The organism is Paenibacillus sp. 2003 (assembly GCF_031455635.1).
Lineage (GTDB): Bacteria > Bacillota > Bacilli > Paenibacillales > Paenibacillaceae > Paenibacillus > Paenibacillus amylolyticus_B.
Genome location: NZ_JAVDTB010000007.1, coordinates 235,203 through 249,078, shown reverse-complemented (window position 1 = coordinate 249,078; position 13,876 = coordinate 235,203). Strand labels below are relative to the sequence as shown.

Here is a 13,876-nt window from a genome sequence, read left to right as displayed (position 1 = left end):
AGCATATGAATGAGCTGTATCTTATTCAGCGCGAAGTTCCAGCAACGCATCGCGAAGCTCGGCAGCACGCTCAAACTGCAGGTTTTTGGCTGCATCTTTCATCTCTACCTCTAGGCGCTGAATAAGCGCCTGGCGATCTTTCTTCGACATCTTCTCGGCTGCGCCTGTGAGATAGTCTTTCTTGGATTCGGCAACTTTGGTTGCCTCAATTACATCACGCACTTTTTTGCGAATCGTCTGTGGTGTAATGCCATGCTTCTCGTTGTACTCGATCTGAATTGCACGGCGACGCTCGGTTTCCTTTATCGCCTTATCCATTGAATCGGTCACTTTGTCACCATATAGAATAACGCGACCCTCGCTGTTCCGTGCTGCACGACCAATCGTTTGGATCAGTGAGCGTTCGGAACGCAGGAATCCTTCCTTATCAGCATCCAATATAGCGACGAGGGAAACTTCGGGCAGATCGAGACCTTCCCGCAGCAAGTTGATTCCGATCAGGACATGGAAAACGCCCAACCTTAAATCACGTAAAATCGCCATCCGTTCCAATGTTTTGATCTCGGAGTGCAGATAACGAACCTTGATTCCAACTTCCTTCAGATAATCCGTCAGGTCCTCGGACATCTTCTTCGTTAATGTTGTAATCAACACACGCTCATCTTTGGCAATCCGGTCGTTAATCTCACCAATCAAGTCATCGATCTGTCCCTTTGTTGGACGCAGTTCGATAATTGGATCAAGCAGACCGGTTGGACGAATAATCTGTTGCACCATCGTATCGGTATGCTCGATCTCATACGGGCCTGGTGTTGCTGATACATAAATAATCTGATCCATCTTGCCTTCGAACTCTTCGAATTTGAGCGGACGATTATCCAGCGCTGACGGTAGACGGAAACCATGTTCAACCAATACCGTCTTCCGCGCTTGGTCACCATTATACATCGCACGGATCTGTGGCAGAGTCACGTGAGACTCATCCACCACGATCAACATATCATCCGGGAAGTAATCCATCAGTGTATATGGGGTATCGCCGCGTTCACGGAAAGTCAATGGACCGGAATAGTTCTCAATACCCGAACAGAATCCAACTTCCTTCATCATCTCGATATCATACCGTGTGCGCTGCTCCAGTCGCTGAGCCTCCAGCAGTTTTCCCTGTTCACGCAACACTTCAAGACGCTCCTCCAGTTCACGCTCAATGTTCACCAGCGCAACCTTCATCGTCTCTTCTTGTGTTACGAAGTGAGACGCCGGGAAGATGGCAATATGTTCACGTTCGCCAATCAGTTCTCCGGTTAACACATCAATCTCCGTAATTTTCTCGATCTCATCACCGAACAATTCAACCCGAATTGCATGTTCACCCTTGGAGGCAGGGAAAATCTCAACAACATCCCCACGAACACGGAACGTACCCCGCACAAAGTTAATATCGTTCCGCTGATACTGGATCTCTACCAGACGGGACAAAATCTGATTCCGCGGTTTCTCCATGCCTACCCGAAGTGACAGCAACATGCTTGAATACGAGTGCGGTGAACCCAAACCATAAATGCAGGAAACACTCGCTACAATGATGACGTCCCTGCGCTCAAACAACGAACTTGTCGCTGCGTGCCGCAGTTTGTCGATCTCTTCATTAATACTTGAATCCTTCTCGATATACGTATCGGAGGACGGGATATATGCTTCTGGCTGAAAATAATCGTAATAACTGACGAAATACTCAACCATGTTATTCGGAAAAAAATCTTTGAACTCACTTGCAAGCTGCGCTGCCAACGTTTTATTGTGTGCAATAATCAGCGTTGGACGTTGCAGTTGGGCTATCGTCTGGGCTATCGTAAACGTCTTACCCGTACCCGTTGCACCCAGCAGTGTCTGGTATCTCTTCCCCTCCTGAACACCCTTCACCAATTCTTTAATGGCTGCCGGCTGATCACCTTGGGGAGAAAACTCTGACTCGATTTCGAACGTTTTGTCGCTCATTATAATATCGCTCATTGCCGTATCTCACCCTATCGTCTAAAATAATAGTCACTATATATTGTCGAAGTTCCCCGAATTTTCATATGGGAAAACTTATAGTAATAGGAATATTTGTTCCCGTTTAATTATACCTCGTTCGTTTTAGTGATGCAAACGTGAAATGAAGATAGGAGTGGGTTAATTTATGGATATTGCGACACTTATCGGTATTATTGCCGGAATTGCCGCAGTCATTAGCGGTTTTTTGTGGGAAGGCGGCCAATTGTCTGGTCTCCTGCAAAAAACGGCTGCTTTAATTGTATTCGGTGGAACGATTGCTGCTGTGGTTACCAGTTTCCCGGCGCATCGCCTTCGTACGATTCCAGCTGCCCTGCGTATGGCTTTTGGACGTAACAATAATGATTCAGGTTTGTGGGTTGAAGAACTGGTGGAGATGTCTTCAATCGCACGCCGCTCAGGTGTACTTGCATTGGAACGCAAGGTTATGGATCATCCGCATCCATTTTTGCAAGACGGTATTCAGATGGTTGTTGATGGTACCGATCAGGATGTGGTTCGCCAGATCCTGGAGATGGAGATCGACTCGATTGAACAAAAACATGAGGGCTACGCCAAAATATTCGAATCTGCTGGTGGTTACGCCCCAACCATGGGCATCATCGGAACCGTAATGGGACTTATTCAGGTCCTTGGCAGTTTGACCGATCCAACCGGACTCGGACCTGCCATTGCTGTTGCCTTTACCGCAACCCTGTATGGGGTCGCCAGTGCCAATCTTATCTTTTTGCCCATTGCTTCCAAGATCAAATCCAGAGGTGCCGATGAAGTGCAGACCATGGAAATGCTTCTCGAAGGTGTACTTGCCATTCAGAACGGTGAGAATCCCCAGCTTGTACGCAAAAGACTGGAGTCCTTCACCCTTACGCATCGTCAGCATATACGCCCCCTAGCAAAGGAGGGATTGGATGAGTCGGCGCAGTAAACGGCGCGGAAAACGTGAAACAATCGATCATCGGGATCGCTGGATGATTACTTATGCCGATCTCATAACGCTGCTTCTGATCTTTTTTGTCATCATGTACGCCATGAGCAATCTGGATTCCGGTAAATATGATGTCGTTACTCAATCGTTACAAAATACATTCAATGCGTCCGACTCTGTCCTTGAGCTTGGTGAGGGACTCGGTGAGAAACCCGGTCAAACGATTACAGAGACTCCACCATCCGAGGTGCAGGGTGAAGACTCCGGGACTGTAACACCAGATGATGACAACAAGCCCCTCACAGAACGGGAAGAACAGTTCAGATCGCAGGAGCAGGAATTGCAAAATCTGTTCAATGTGATTACCCAATATATCGAGGATAATAAACTGGAAAATCAGATTTTTGTTGCGGACAAGCCACAGGGCCTATCCATTACACTTAGTGACCGCTTCCTGTTTGACCAGGGACAGGCCGCTCTAAAGGACGGTGCAGCGCCGACGCTCAGTAAACTTGCCAGCCTGTTCCGTGATCTAAATACCGTTGTCAGCATTGAGGGTCATACCGATAACATTCCTGTGGGAGCAAACTCCGCCTATACCGATAACTGGCAGCTTTCCGGAGAACGCGCACTGTCTGTATTACGATTTTTTCTGGATACAGAGAAGCTTAACCCGGACGGCTTCCAGTATGCCGGATATGCAGATACTCGCCCAACGGGTGACAACACCACAGCGGCCGGAAGACAAAAGAACCGTAGGGTTGAAATAACTGTCCTGCGTCAACTCCAACCTTAATCATCAATATCTCGCATAATGCATCATTACTTATGCAAAGAAAGCACGCTCTAACTGAATTCAATTCAGCAGAGCGTGCTTTCTTTTATGTCGTATAACCTTATGCCTCTACTCCTGGCTGGCTAGGGCGTAGAATCGCAGAGCCTACAGTCAGCAAAATGGCAGCCATGCCAAACAAAATCAATAGTGGCAATGTGATATCCGACAATGTACCACCAGCAGAGATCGTTTCCACTGCCTGAATCGCCCATTTCTGCGGAACAAAGTTGGCGAGCTTTTGCATATAATCCGGCATCAACGAGATCGGCCAGAAACAACCACCTATCATGCAGGTAGGCATAATGACAAGTGAATTCAGCATGTTCGCATTTTTGGGATTACGAATCAATCCTGCCACGGTACTTGCGATCCCCATGGAGACCAGCATGAATGCCGCCAATATCATGAAATGAATGCCAAAAGGAATACCGGCATCATATTGCAGCAGCCATCTGCTGACTCCCAGAACCATCACAATCTGAATCATACCAATGAAAAAGCTACCCAGGAAATTACCAAGCGCAATCTCATATGCACGGACGGGTGCCGTATATACCCTGGCCATCGTACGTTTCCTGCGATCTTCCATGATCACAGCCACTGCACTGGTCAGCAGCCCCATCATAAACATGATTGTAAATCCAGTCACATTGTTCAGGCCTGGCTTGGGATAGATCTGCAGATCGGTGACTTCACCAGCAACCTGATGCTTTCCTATCTCCTGTAAAAGCTGTTCAAAGGGCTTCTGTATACTCGATAGTATGTCAGTCTCACTTGAGACAGGACCTGCCGCCACCTTAACAGCTGAAGCAGATTGTAACAATCCGCTCGTCAAACCTTCAACTGCTGCTCGTAGCGTATAGGAATCTTCGCTTATACGTAGTTCCACCAGTTGGATCTCAGTTGGCTTTCCTTGTAACAGATCCTCCGTATAATGTGTCGGAATGATGATGCCAGAACTTCCTTTTTGCTGAGCGATGGATTCCTTCACTTCTGCTACGTTTGTCATCGGCTTGAGCAGATACTCCTCTTTGCCAGCAAGTTCATGAATCATCCATGTCCCTGCCACCCCTCCATCCTCATTGACATAGGGAATAACAGTACGTGTACTCTGCTCGCTTCCAAATAGAGCAACCGCTCCTGTAACCACCAGGCAAGGCAGAAGCAGAAACGTAATGAACCCCATTTTACGGCCAAGTGTACGTCTAATCATCAACCAGGCGATGTGTAGACTATTCATATCGGTATCCTGCCTTTCTATAGATCATTCCTGAGATGAACAGTAATACAGCGCATACTACGCCTAACATTAAAATGTTATACACAATCTCTGCTACAGGTGCATCCAGCATCATTCTCAGAAAACTTTGGAGCGCCCAGTGGTTAACCGTAAATTGGCTAAGCCGTTGTACAAACTCAATCGGAATGGGCATGAACCCACCACTGATGAATGTCATGGCAACGATGATACCTTGTAAGGTTGCACTGGCTGATGCTGTGCTTTTGCATACCAGTGCGACGATAACACCAAGGGTCATAGAGGCCAATGTGATGCATACACAAGTCAGCACAATATACCAAGGATGGGTTCCCCAATCCACACCGTAGAGCCAATATGTCATAAGGATAATCGTTGTTGCTTGTAAGAAAGCGAGCAGACTATTACCTGCAATTTTGCCAGCGAAAATGACTCCGTTACCTATCGGCGCAGCCTGAAGGCGGATTAACGTTCGGTTATCCCGTTCTCCGAAAAGGCTGGTGCTGGTTGTCATACCTGAGTACAACATGAACATCGCCAGCATGGAAGCTGCATAGTATTGGGAGGCACTATACGCCGTACCTGTCTTACCGGGATTAGTGACAGCAATGGAGGTGGAATTCGCCGTACCAGACTTCGAAGCAGAGGCCATGGCAGCAATTACTTCCGGACCGAGCACTTTGGTAATCGCCATCTGTCGGTTCCATTCATCCGTAAAATGTGTGAACAAAGTTTCACCCAAGGTATTAAGTGTATTGTCCTTTCCTCGTATCCACTGTAACCTGGCCTCTTTCCCCATCATCACGTTTTGCTCAAAATCCGAAGGAATCATTACAGCAAAGTCCAGCTTGCCGGTACGCAGCGAATGAACGGCCTCTTCTTCAGTCGTAAAGTTCTGCACCTTGACCATCTCAGCCACTTCCGGGGATGCAACGAATGTATCCAGCGCTTGATTAACCGTACTTGATCCTCCGCCTGAATCAGTGCTCAAATGGATGATTCCCACACGTACAGTATCCGGAATAACATCCTCCGCCGTACCCATCGTACTGGAAAGTGCCGTGCCCAATATGAAAATCAGTAACAACGGCAGAATGAACAGGTTCAACACTACAGATCGAATCTTAAGAATACGCCTTAATTCAAAGATGCAAATATGCCATATATTCATCTCTTGTTCCCCCTAGTCCCGAAGCGTACGCCCGGTCAGATTGAGGAACAACGTTTCCAGATCCGGCTCTTCGACCTTGAGCGACTGAATGGATACTTCATGTTTGCTGCAAATGAAGAGCAGATCCTGAAGATCCTGCTGTGCCGAAGGCAGCGCAATGGTCAGTGTATTCTCTGAAACGTCTACCATCCGCACGCGGGGGTGAAGTTTCAGTTCTTCCACGACGTCGGGACCGATACCGGAAGTGGAGAGCACTACTTTTTCCTCCGATGCTACCCGTTCTCTCAGCTCTGCTTCAGTCCCACAGGCAATAATTCGCCCCTGATCCATAATCGCAACCCGGTGACTAATCGCCGCCACTTCCTCCATGTAATGACTTGTATATATGATTGTTGAACCCATCTTGTTGAGTGTCCGTACCGATTCAAGAATATGATTCCGAGATTGCGGATCAATGCCAACTGTCGGTTCATCCATGATAATTAGATCCGGGCGATGTGTAATCGCACATGCGATGTTTAACCTGCGTTTCATACCGCCAGAGAAGGTCGAGGGGGCATCCTTTGCTTTATCCTGCAACCCTACAAATTCAAGAGACTCCTGCACTCTTTCCTTAAGCAATTTTCCACGCAGTCCATACAGTCTGGCAAAAAAGGTCACATTCTCCGCAGCAGACATGGTTTCGTATAAAGCCAGATCCTGCGGAACGAGTCCGATCTTGCGCTTTACTTCAAGCGGTCGCTCCTTGACCGATATACCATCTAATCTGATTTCACCCTGATCCATATTCAGGAGCCCTGCAATCATGCTGATGGTGGTACTTTTTCCTGCTCCATTGGGACCAAGCAATCCAAAAATTTCGCCTTTGCCAACACTAAGGTTCAAATGATCCACGGACAGCTTGCTACCGTATCGTTTTACTACATGATCCACTTCAAGTATGCCCATCCCTTTTACGCCCCTTCTCCGTTTTGGCCTTCGCCGCTGGATTTCATAATTTTATTGTAACGGATCGCACTCTGTAGCGAAGGTACAAAAAGTCATGAATCGAAGGTGACTTAAGTCATCTCCTGATTCGAATGCTGCTTATGGTATAATCAAGGGCGCATTACCAAGAGATTTTCTACTCCACTTTTTATATAAAGGATGTCATTTACATATGCCGATGCGGTTTCTGCAATACGGATTAATTATCGTTCCAGCAGTGCTGTACCTGTTGATGCTGCCCTTGGAAAATGAAGCCGTCTACACCTTGTATGTCATCATTGCGCTTGGACTCTCCGTGTGGAAAGATTTCAACCGTTCAAGTACACAGCAATGGCTGTTTCTTCTGGCCGAAATACTCTGGAGCTGCTGGCTGATTGCTTCGTATGGACCGTTTCTGCTGTTCCTCTCTCTATCCGTGCTCTACGTGTATATATACAGACTGGAGGGAAGTCGGAGATGGTTGATGTTTGCAATTCAGCTTGTCGCTAACAATGTCGCTTTGCATTGGCATTATTCTGACCGACAGGCACCGCAGCCAGGGTTGACCACACTAAATACAACCGCCACTACATTACTCTCCGCAGAGACAACTGCGATGGTTCTTGGCAACCTGCTTCTGCTCATCACAGCGGCTCTGTCCTGGCAGGGATCAAGAACGGCGAGCAGCCGCGGACAACTGGAACAAGTCTATGACGAACTTCGCAGCAAACATTACGAACTACAAGAAGCGCGTGCGCAGCTGCTGTTATTTACAAAGCAACTTGAAGGAGTGGCTCAGGCAGAGGAACGTACCCGTATCTCAAGACAGCTTCATGACGATATCGGGCATCGACTAATTCGCACCAAAATGATGTCGGAAGCCGCCCTGCTGACCCTCCCCCTCGATATGGAACAAGGAACGGAAATGGTGAGACAGATTCGCGATCAATTGGCCGATAGTATGGATGATATGCGCAGCACACTGCACAAACTGCAACCTAATTCCTATGCATCCGAGGCCTACGCGCTGGATCGTCTCCTAGAGGAAGTGGGCAGAGATACCGGCGTGAAGACAAATTATGAAGTTCATGGCCCATCCCATGTGCTGTATCCCAGCATACAAATCGTTCTGTTCAAAAATGCCAAAGAAGCCTTGACCAATGCCCTGCGACACGGAAATGCTTCTTCGATCACTGTGGAGTTGGTATTCGGGGATCAGGAAGTCTGTATGAGTGTAAGTAATGATGGCAAAATCAATCCCCATTCTTCCAAGCGAAATGGCATAGGACAGGAAGGCATGCTTCTGCGCACACAAATGGTGGGAGGAGTCCTGGAGATTCAATCTGCTTATCCGTATACAGTGATTACACGCATTCCATTAACGAACCAGATGGATATACTCTGAAAAAAGGAAGTGAATGTTCTCATGTCCGAACGTAATGATGTGAACAACAAGAATGATTCAGGCCAGCTCCCACTTATTCGGCTGATTCTCGCAGACGATGATTACTTCATTCGTGAGAGCCTGAAAGTGCTGCTCGGACTGGACTCCGGCATTCGCGTTACAGGTACAGCCTCAAATGGACAGGAAGCGTTGGAATTGCTTGAAGCAGGGACGCCTGCGGATGTGGTTTTAATGGATATTCGGATGCCGGAATGTGATGGAGTTGAAGGTACCAAACGCATCAAGTCACGTTTTCCTGAAATCCAGGTGCTCATGCTGACTACGTTTGACGACGATGAGTATATTATTCAGGCATTACAGGATGGAGCAAGCGGTTATTTGCTCAAAAATGTTCCACCCGAGCGGATCATTCAAGGCATCAAGACCGTACATAATGGTGATATGTTAATTCATCCGGATATTGCTCGCAAGCTAACAGGACTTCTTCGTCCTGCTACGACTCCCCTGACACAGAATCCAATCGAAGCCTATGGACTGACACGTATGGAGCTGGCGGTTGCCGAAGCCATATCGGAGGGGCTATCCAATAAGGAAATTGCCGCCAAACTGTTCCTCAGTGAAGGCACGATCAAGAACTATGTCACGGATATTCTCGGTAAGCTGAGCTTGCGTGATCGGACTCAAATCGCCATCTTTATGCTAAAACAATAACAAAAAAGGTATTTCCCTTGCCAGTGACGGCGCTCGGAAATACCTTTTTCATTGCTTGATGTATGCAACATACTTCATCACGTATGCTTAGTTACATCTCTATGGATCCTTTATCACTGGCCACAGGGGCTGGCGGTAACGCCAATGGGGCTTCGTCCCTTTGTGGTTTTTTCAGACGGGCAAACAATTTGAGATTAATGACATGGAACAGTGTCAGTGGACGTAACCGAATCGCCCAAACCTCGTGATTGTCCGGTGCCATAATGACCCCAAGCTGATGATGCTCCCCTTCATAGATCGCTCGTTGCATGAACTTGCTTTCTCCTTGGTGATTGCGAACCTCAAGTTTGCAAAAAGCCGGGTTCATCCGCAAGGCACGATGTAACTCTTCTGGTGAATGAACCAACTTACCATTCACCTTGTACAATGTCTCTCCTGCTTCAATCCCCAAATCTGCAGCAGGACTCTCCGGAATAACAGCCAATACCTTCAGCCCATGCTGCGGATGGACAAATACCGGACTGCGGTTTTGCTCTTCAAACGCGCTGTACCATACCAGAAATTCATGTCCAATAAAAGCGATCATTGCAGCAACCACCATGAGTGGAGACCACCATGCAGCAAGCAAGCTGAACACAAGCAAAGTTGCCCCGTATATCATCAACCGCTTTGATGAGATCTGCACCTTTTGTCCCGGAAGCATACTCTGCGTTATCTCACCAAATCCGAGCATAATCGGCAATGCAACCAGCATATAACTATGACCTGCATTCATCAGTGGATTCCAAGCCAGTTCCGCGCCACTGCCTGTGACAGGGACAAGAATCAGTAGAGGAATGGCCCAGAACTGTTGCAGTTGATATCCACCAACCAGTTTCCCGCGTTTTCCCTCGAAGAGAAGTGGTGATGCCATCGATACCCCCTGCATGCGTACCAACAGGGCTTCACCCATATGTAGAAGCGCCGCCAGGACAAGCAGTGCAGGCATATCCAGGGTACGTAGTGCCTCCGTGATACTGCCCATCCAACCCGATGGCTGCCAGCCTGAAACCAGATTTAAACCAAATTGCAGCACACCCAGTAACCCGGCTGCATAAGCAAAACACAGATACCGGATGCGGAACAAAGATAGAACTAGCGTTGCAGCCCATATGCATATCAGACTTCCCAGTGTAAGATGTGCACCGAGGAATAGGGACACAATCGAGACGATGGTACCAATGAGTATGCCTCCGAGCACGGCACGAATCGTCTGTGTTATCGAGCTTTGCAAACGGACATGAAACAATTTACGCTCCTGCAGTAACTGACGATGATAGATCAGCGCAATCAGGATCACCGCAATATAATAAAACGGCTGAATAAACAACTGCAACAAAGCTTCCCCTAATGTAGTTAACCACGGCCATACCCATTCCATTGTGGTCGGTCACCCCTCTCTTTCAGCCGGTTCAGAAAAAAAGAAGGCTGAAAATCAGCCTTCTTTATGGCTTCGACACAGCGGACGAAATATCCTTTGAGACATTTTCGATCGCGCGTTTCAGCTGTGCATCATATTGAGGATTGGCAATACGTTCAATCAGAGCCGCTTCCAGTGATTCAGCGGTTTTCTCATCAATCTGGCCTGTGGCCTGAATGCCCTTTTGCTTCTGGAATGCCTTGACCGCTTCTTCCGTCTTCTGGTCGTAGTATCCATCCACACGATCCGGTTTGAAATCGAGTCCTCTCAGCATCGTCTGCGCACTTTTCACATCCGTGCTATTGCTGTCATATTTCAGTGGTAACTTCTCTTTGTTAATCGGTGCCACCGAGAAATAATCCGGCTGGTCTACCGCAATATCCGGTTTGATTCCTTTTTCATGAATCCAGTCTCCGTTCGGAGTGAGCCACTTGGCAATGGTGATCTTCAGCAAGCTGCCGTCACCCATTTGCTTGTCATAACTCGTCTGCACGGTTCCTTTACCAAAGGAGTTTTCACCAATCAACTTCGCACCTGCTGACTGTTGTAATGCACCGGCCAAAATCTCCGAAGCACTCGCACTGCCTTTGTTCATTAGGACTGTGACTGGATAAGCTTTGGCTGATCCATTGGACTTGCTTTGTTCCTTTTTGCCGTTCTTGTCTTCAACTTGCACAATAACCTTGCCTTTAGGAACAAACTGTTCAGCAATATCAATAACAACTTGCAATACACCGCCTGGGTCATTCCGTACGTCGATGACCAGACCCTTCATGTTCTGCTTCTCAAGCTTCGCCAACTCTTCCTTGAAGCGATCGCCTGTATTCAAAGAGAATTGAGTAATGGCAATAACGCCAATTCCACCATCCTCCATGTGAGCATATACGGTCTCCAGATCAATGTCATCCCGTACAATCACAAATTCAATCAGCTCGGAAGATCCGGCACGTTTGACCTGTACCTTCGCTTCACTGCCCTTGGGACCTCTGATTTTGTTGACAGCCTTGTTCAGTTCCAAACCTTGCAGGGATTCGCCGTTGACTGACATAATCATGTCTTTGGCACGAATACCCGCTTTCTCGGCAGGTGATCCTTTGATCGGGGAAACAACAACAACGTTTCCATCCTGTGAGGATACCTCTGCGCCAATACCGGTAAATGAACCTTCGATCGACTCTTCAAACTGAGCAGCCGTTTCCTGCCCCATATAGTTGGAGTACGGATCACCAAGCGATTCCATCATGCCGTTGATCGCACCGTCAATCAATTTGGTCTGATCCACGTCTTTATAATAGTTGCTTGAGATCAAATCCATCGCAGTTTCAATCTTTTTCAAATCGTTCTTCTGCTGTGTATTGCCGGTTACACTAGCCAGCAAACCTTCGCCAGCTGTGGTTTGGTTTGCTATTCCCGGGTAAGTCATTAGTACCAGGGTTAGCAAACTACCACCCAGGAGACCCACAATGACAAGCAGTAGCGCCGATCTTTTCTTCATCATCCGTTTGTCACCGCCTTTAGTTTTGAAGCGTGTCCGATTCCATTGTTGCCAGAATCCATTCCCTGAACATGCCAGCTTATTATATGTCTAGCTTGTACGGAATATGTTTTTTCCATTCGAACGATGGAGCAATAATTACAAATAGTTCATCGGATTTACAGCGGTACCGTTATCTCTCACTTCAAAGTGCAAGTGAGGTCCAGTAGAGTTCCCTGTATTTCCTGACTCAGCAATGGTATCCCCTTTGCTTACTGTGTCTCCCTTGCTGACTTTGAATCCACCTTCGCGCAAGTGACCATATAACGTCCATAGTCCACCGCCGTGGTCCACAATAACTGTATAGCCATAACCGCTATACCATTCAGCCATGATCACGATTCCGCCAGAAGCAGCGTGAACCGAAGTTCCTTGAGGAACAGCAAAATCGACACCTGCATGCATCTTACCTACTACGCCCGTAATTGGATGGGTACGGGGGCCGAATGGAGAAGAAATACGTCCTCCAGATACCGGTCTTGAAAAGATACCATTACCGGATGAATACGTGACCTCACTGCTACTATCCGAACTCACTCTGGTTGGCGCCTTGGCTGCAGCTTTCGCCCGAGCCGCTGCTGCGGCTTTTGCTTTGGCTGCGGCGGCTGCCTGCTGTTCACGCAATTTATTTTTCTGTTGAAGAAGCGCCGAACGTTTGCTGGCAATCTGCATTAATACATCTTCCTGCTCTTGTGTCAGCTCTTCTGACTCTTCAATTTTAGCATCATATGAAGCGAGAAGCACTTGCTTTTCCGCTTCTTTTTCATTCAATTGGGACTTGCGCTGTTTCTTCTGTGCATACAGGCTCTTGGCTTCCGCATATTGCACATCCAATTCTGCCTTTTTGTCCACGACCAGTTGCTTGTCCGCTTTGTGCTCATCCAGCAGATGCTGATCCTGATCCACAATCGTTTTGAGTGAATCCGCACGGGTCAGGAAGTCAGTGAAGCTAGTAGAGGACAACAATACATCCAGATAGGATACAGCACCGTCCGTATACATCAGGCGCACGCGTGACTCCAACAATTTTTCCCTTGCAACAATGCGTTCTTCTGCCGCTTGCAGATCTTTTTTCGTTGTACGGAGATCTTCCTCCGTGTTCTCGATCTGCAAGGATACACTCGCCAGTTCATCACTAACGACATTGATCTGTTCCATGACAACCTTCAGATAAGCGTTGGTTTTGTTCTTGTAATGCTGTGCTTCCTTTTTGTTGGAAGCCGCTTTTTTTTGCTCCTGCTTGGCAGAAGCCGCCTTGCTCTCCAGTTGCTGAATCTGTTGGTCAATATCGCTGATGCTACTCTTGGCATATCCGTCAGAAGGTTGAAGCGTCAAACTGGCCAATAACGTAAAGGCCAGCAGCGAAGCGGTTTTTTTCAAAATGATGATCCCCCATCCTATGATTTCACAAGAAAGCAACCTGCACAGGTGGTGAACAGCATGTTCTTTGCTTTCTTCAATCTTAAAAGACTCCGTCTTTCCTACATATCGTCAAACAGCGTCCATTAATGAACCTGCTTTACCATTCTTTTCGACATATTCTGCAATTCGACCGTT

At 47.5% G+C, this 13,876-nt stretch carries 11 protein-coding genes; 4 read left to right on the top strand and 7 right to left on the bottom strand.

Translation table 11 applies throughout. From position 1 onward, the window contains the following. Window positions 1-21: 21 nt before the first annotated feature. On the bottom strand, window positions 22-2,013 hold the full coding sequence (gene uvrB, locus J2X75_RS24080) for an excinuclease ABC subunit UvrB (RefSeq protein ID WP_091013102.1): 1,992 nt from the start codon (window positions 2,011-2,013) through the stop codon (window positions 22-24). A 169-nt stretch (window positions 2,014-2,182) separates the two neighbouring features. On the opposite strand from uvrB, the gene J2X75_RS24075 reads away from it, so the two are divergent. Together J2X75_RS24075 and J2X75_RS24070 are read left to right on the top strand one after the other, a co-directional pair. Beyond that, window positions 2,183-2,980, top strand: a complete 798-nt coding sequence (locus tag J2X75_RS24075) for a flagellar motor protein (RefSeq protein WP_310340896.1) — start codon at window positions 2,183-2,185, stop codon at window positions 2,978-2,980. Beyond that, window positions 2,964-3,776 (top strand): flagellar motor protein MotB, encoded by an 813-nt coding sequence (locus tag J2X75_RS24070; RefSeq protein ID WP_310340894.1) that lies wholly within the window; start codon window positions 2,964-2,966, stop codon window positions 3,774-3,776. Before J2X75_RS24075 ends, J2X75_RS24070 begins: the two co-directional genes overlap by 17 nt. 100 nt (window positions 3,777-3,876) lie before the next feature. Here the strand turns inward: J2X75_RS24070 and J2X75_RS24065 are convergent, their stop codons facing one another. The 3 genes from J2X75_RS24065 to J2X75_RS24055 are packed head-to-tail and all read right to left on the bottom strand — an operon-like array spanning window position 3,877 to window position 7,192. Next, window positions 3,877-5,055: an ABC transporter permease gene (locus tag J2X75_RS24065; RefSeq protein WP_310340892.1), complete on the bottom strand. Its 1,179-nt coding sequence runs from the start codon at window positions 5,053-5,055 to the stop codon at window positions 3,877-3,879. Then, complete coding sequence (locus J2X75_RS24060) at window positions 5,048-6,244, bottom strand: ABC transporter permease (protein ID WP_310340890.1); 1,197 nt, start codon at window positions 6,242-6,244, stop codon at window positions 5,048-5,050. Before J2X75_RS24060 ends, J2X75_RS24065 begins: the two co-directional genes overlap by 8 nt. 12 nt (window positions 6,245-6,256) lie before the next feature. Next, window positions 6,257-7,192: an ABC transporter ATP-binding protein gene (locus tag J2X75_RS24055; RefSeq protein WP_310340886.1), complete on the bottom strand. Its 936-nt coding sequence runs from the start codon at window positions 7,190-7,192 to the stop codon at window positions 6,257-6,259. 211 nt (window positions 7,193-7,403) lie between these two features. On the opposite strand from J2X75_RS24055, the gene J2X75_RS24050 reads away from it, so the two are divergent. Together J2X75_RS24050 and J2X75_RS24045 are read left to right on the top strand one after the other, a co-directional pair. Then, window positions 7,404-8,615 carry a sensor histidine kinase gene (locus J2X75_RS24050; protein WP_310340884.1) on the top strand — a complete coding sequence of 404 codons (1,212 nt, stop codon included), beginning with the start codon at window positions 7,404-7,406 and terminating at the stop codon, window positions 8,613-8,615. 21 nt (window positions 8,616-8,636) lie between these two features. Continuing rightward, window positions 8,637-9,326 (top strand): response regulator transcription factor, encoded by a 690-nt coding sequence (locus tag J2X75_RS24045; RefSeq protein ID WP_192135088.1) that lies wholly within the window; start codon window positions 8,637-8,639, stop codon window positions 9,324-9,326. Window positions 9,327-9,417: 91 nt separating this feature from the next. Here the strand turns inward: J2X75_RS24045 and J2X75_RS24040 are convergent, their stop codons facing one another. The 3 genes from J2X75_RS24040 to J2X75_RS24030 form a co-directional block, all read right to left on the bottom strand. Next, window positions 9,418-10,746, bottom strand: coding sequence for a PDZ domain-containing protein (locus J2X75_RS24040; protein ID WP_310340880.1), 1,329 nt, complete (start codon window positions 10,744-10,746; stop codon window positions 9,418-9,420). Between the two features lie 64 nt (window positions 10,747-10,810). Further along, the gene (locus J2X75_RS24035) at window positions 10,811-12,283 is read right to left on the bottom strand and encodes a S41 family peptidase (RefSeq protein WP_074096593.1); all 1,473 of its coding nucleotides are present in this window, start codon (window positions 12,281-12,283) and stop codon (window positions 10,811-10,813) included. Between the two features lie 135 nt (window positions 12,284-12,418). Further along, window positions 12,419-13,699 carry a murein hydrolase activator EnvC family protein gene (locus J2X75_RS24030; protein WP_310340875.1) on the bottom strand — a complete coding sequence of 427 codons (1,281 nt, stop codon included), beginning with the start codon at window positions 13,697-13,699 and terminating at the stop codon, window positions 12,419-12,421. Between the last annotated feature and the right edge of the window lie 177 nt (window positions 13,700-13,876).

Coding starts and splice junctions, on each gene's coding strand:
- uvrB (WP_091013102.1), bottom strand. CDS start 2,013: ATGAGCGATATTATAATGAGCGACAAAACGTTCGAAATCGAGTCAGAG.
- J2X75_RS24075 (WP_310340896.1), top strand. CDS start 2,183: ATGGATATTGCGACACTTATCGGTATTATTGCCGGAATTGCCGCAGTC.
- J2X75_RS24070 (WP_310340894.1), top strand. CDS start 2,964: ATGAGTCGGCGCAGTAAACGGCGCGGAAAACGTGAAACAATCGATCAT.
- J2X75_RS24065 (WP_310340892.1), bottom strand. CDS start 5,055: ATGAATAGTCTACACATCGCCTGGTTGATGATTAGACGTACACTTGGC.
- J2X75_RS24060 (WP_310340890.1), bottom strand. CDS start 6,244: ATGAATATATGGCATATTTGCATCTTTGAATTAAGGCGTATTCTTAAG.
- J2X75_RS24055 (WP_310340886.1), bottom strand. CDS start 7,192: ATGGGCATACTTGAAGTGGATCATGTAGTAAAACGATACGGTAGCAAG.
- J2X75_RS24050 (WP_310340884.1), top strand. CDS start 7,404: ATGCCGATGCGGTTTCTGCAATACGGATTAATTATCGTTCCAGCAGTG.
- J2X75_RS24045 (WP_192135088.1), top strand. CDS start 8,637: ATGTCCGAACGTAATGATGTGAACAACAAGAATGATTCAGGCCAGCTC.
- J2X75_RS24040 (WP_310340880.1), bottom strand. CDS start 10,746: ATGGAATGGGTATGGCCGTGGTTAACTACATTAGGGGAAGCTTTGTTG.
- J2X75_RS24035 (WP_074096593.1), bottom strand. CDS start 12,283: ATGATGAAGAAAAGATCGGCGCTACTGCTTGTCATTGTGGGTCTCCTG.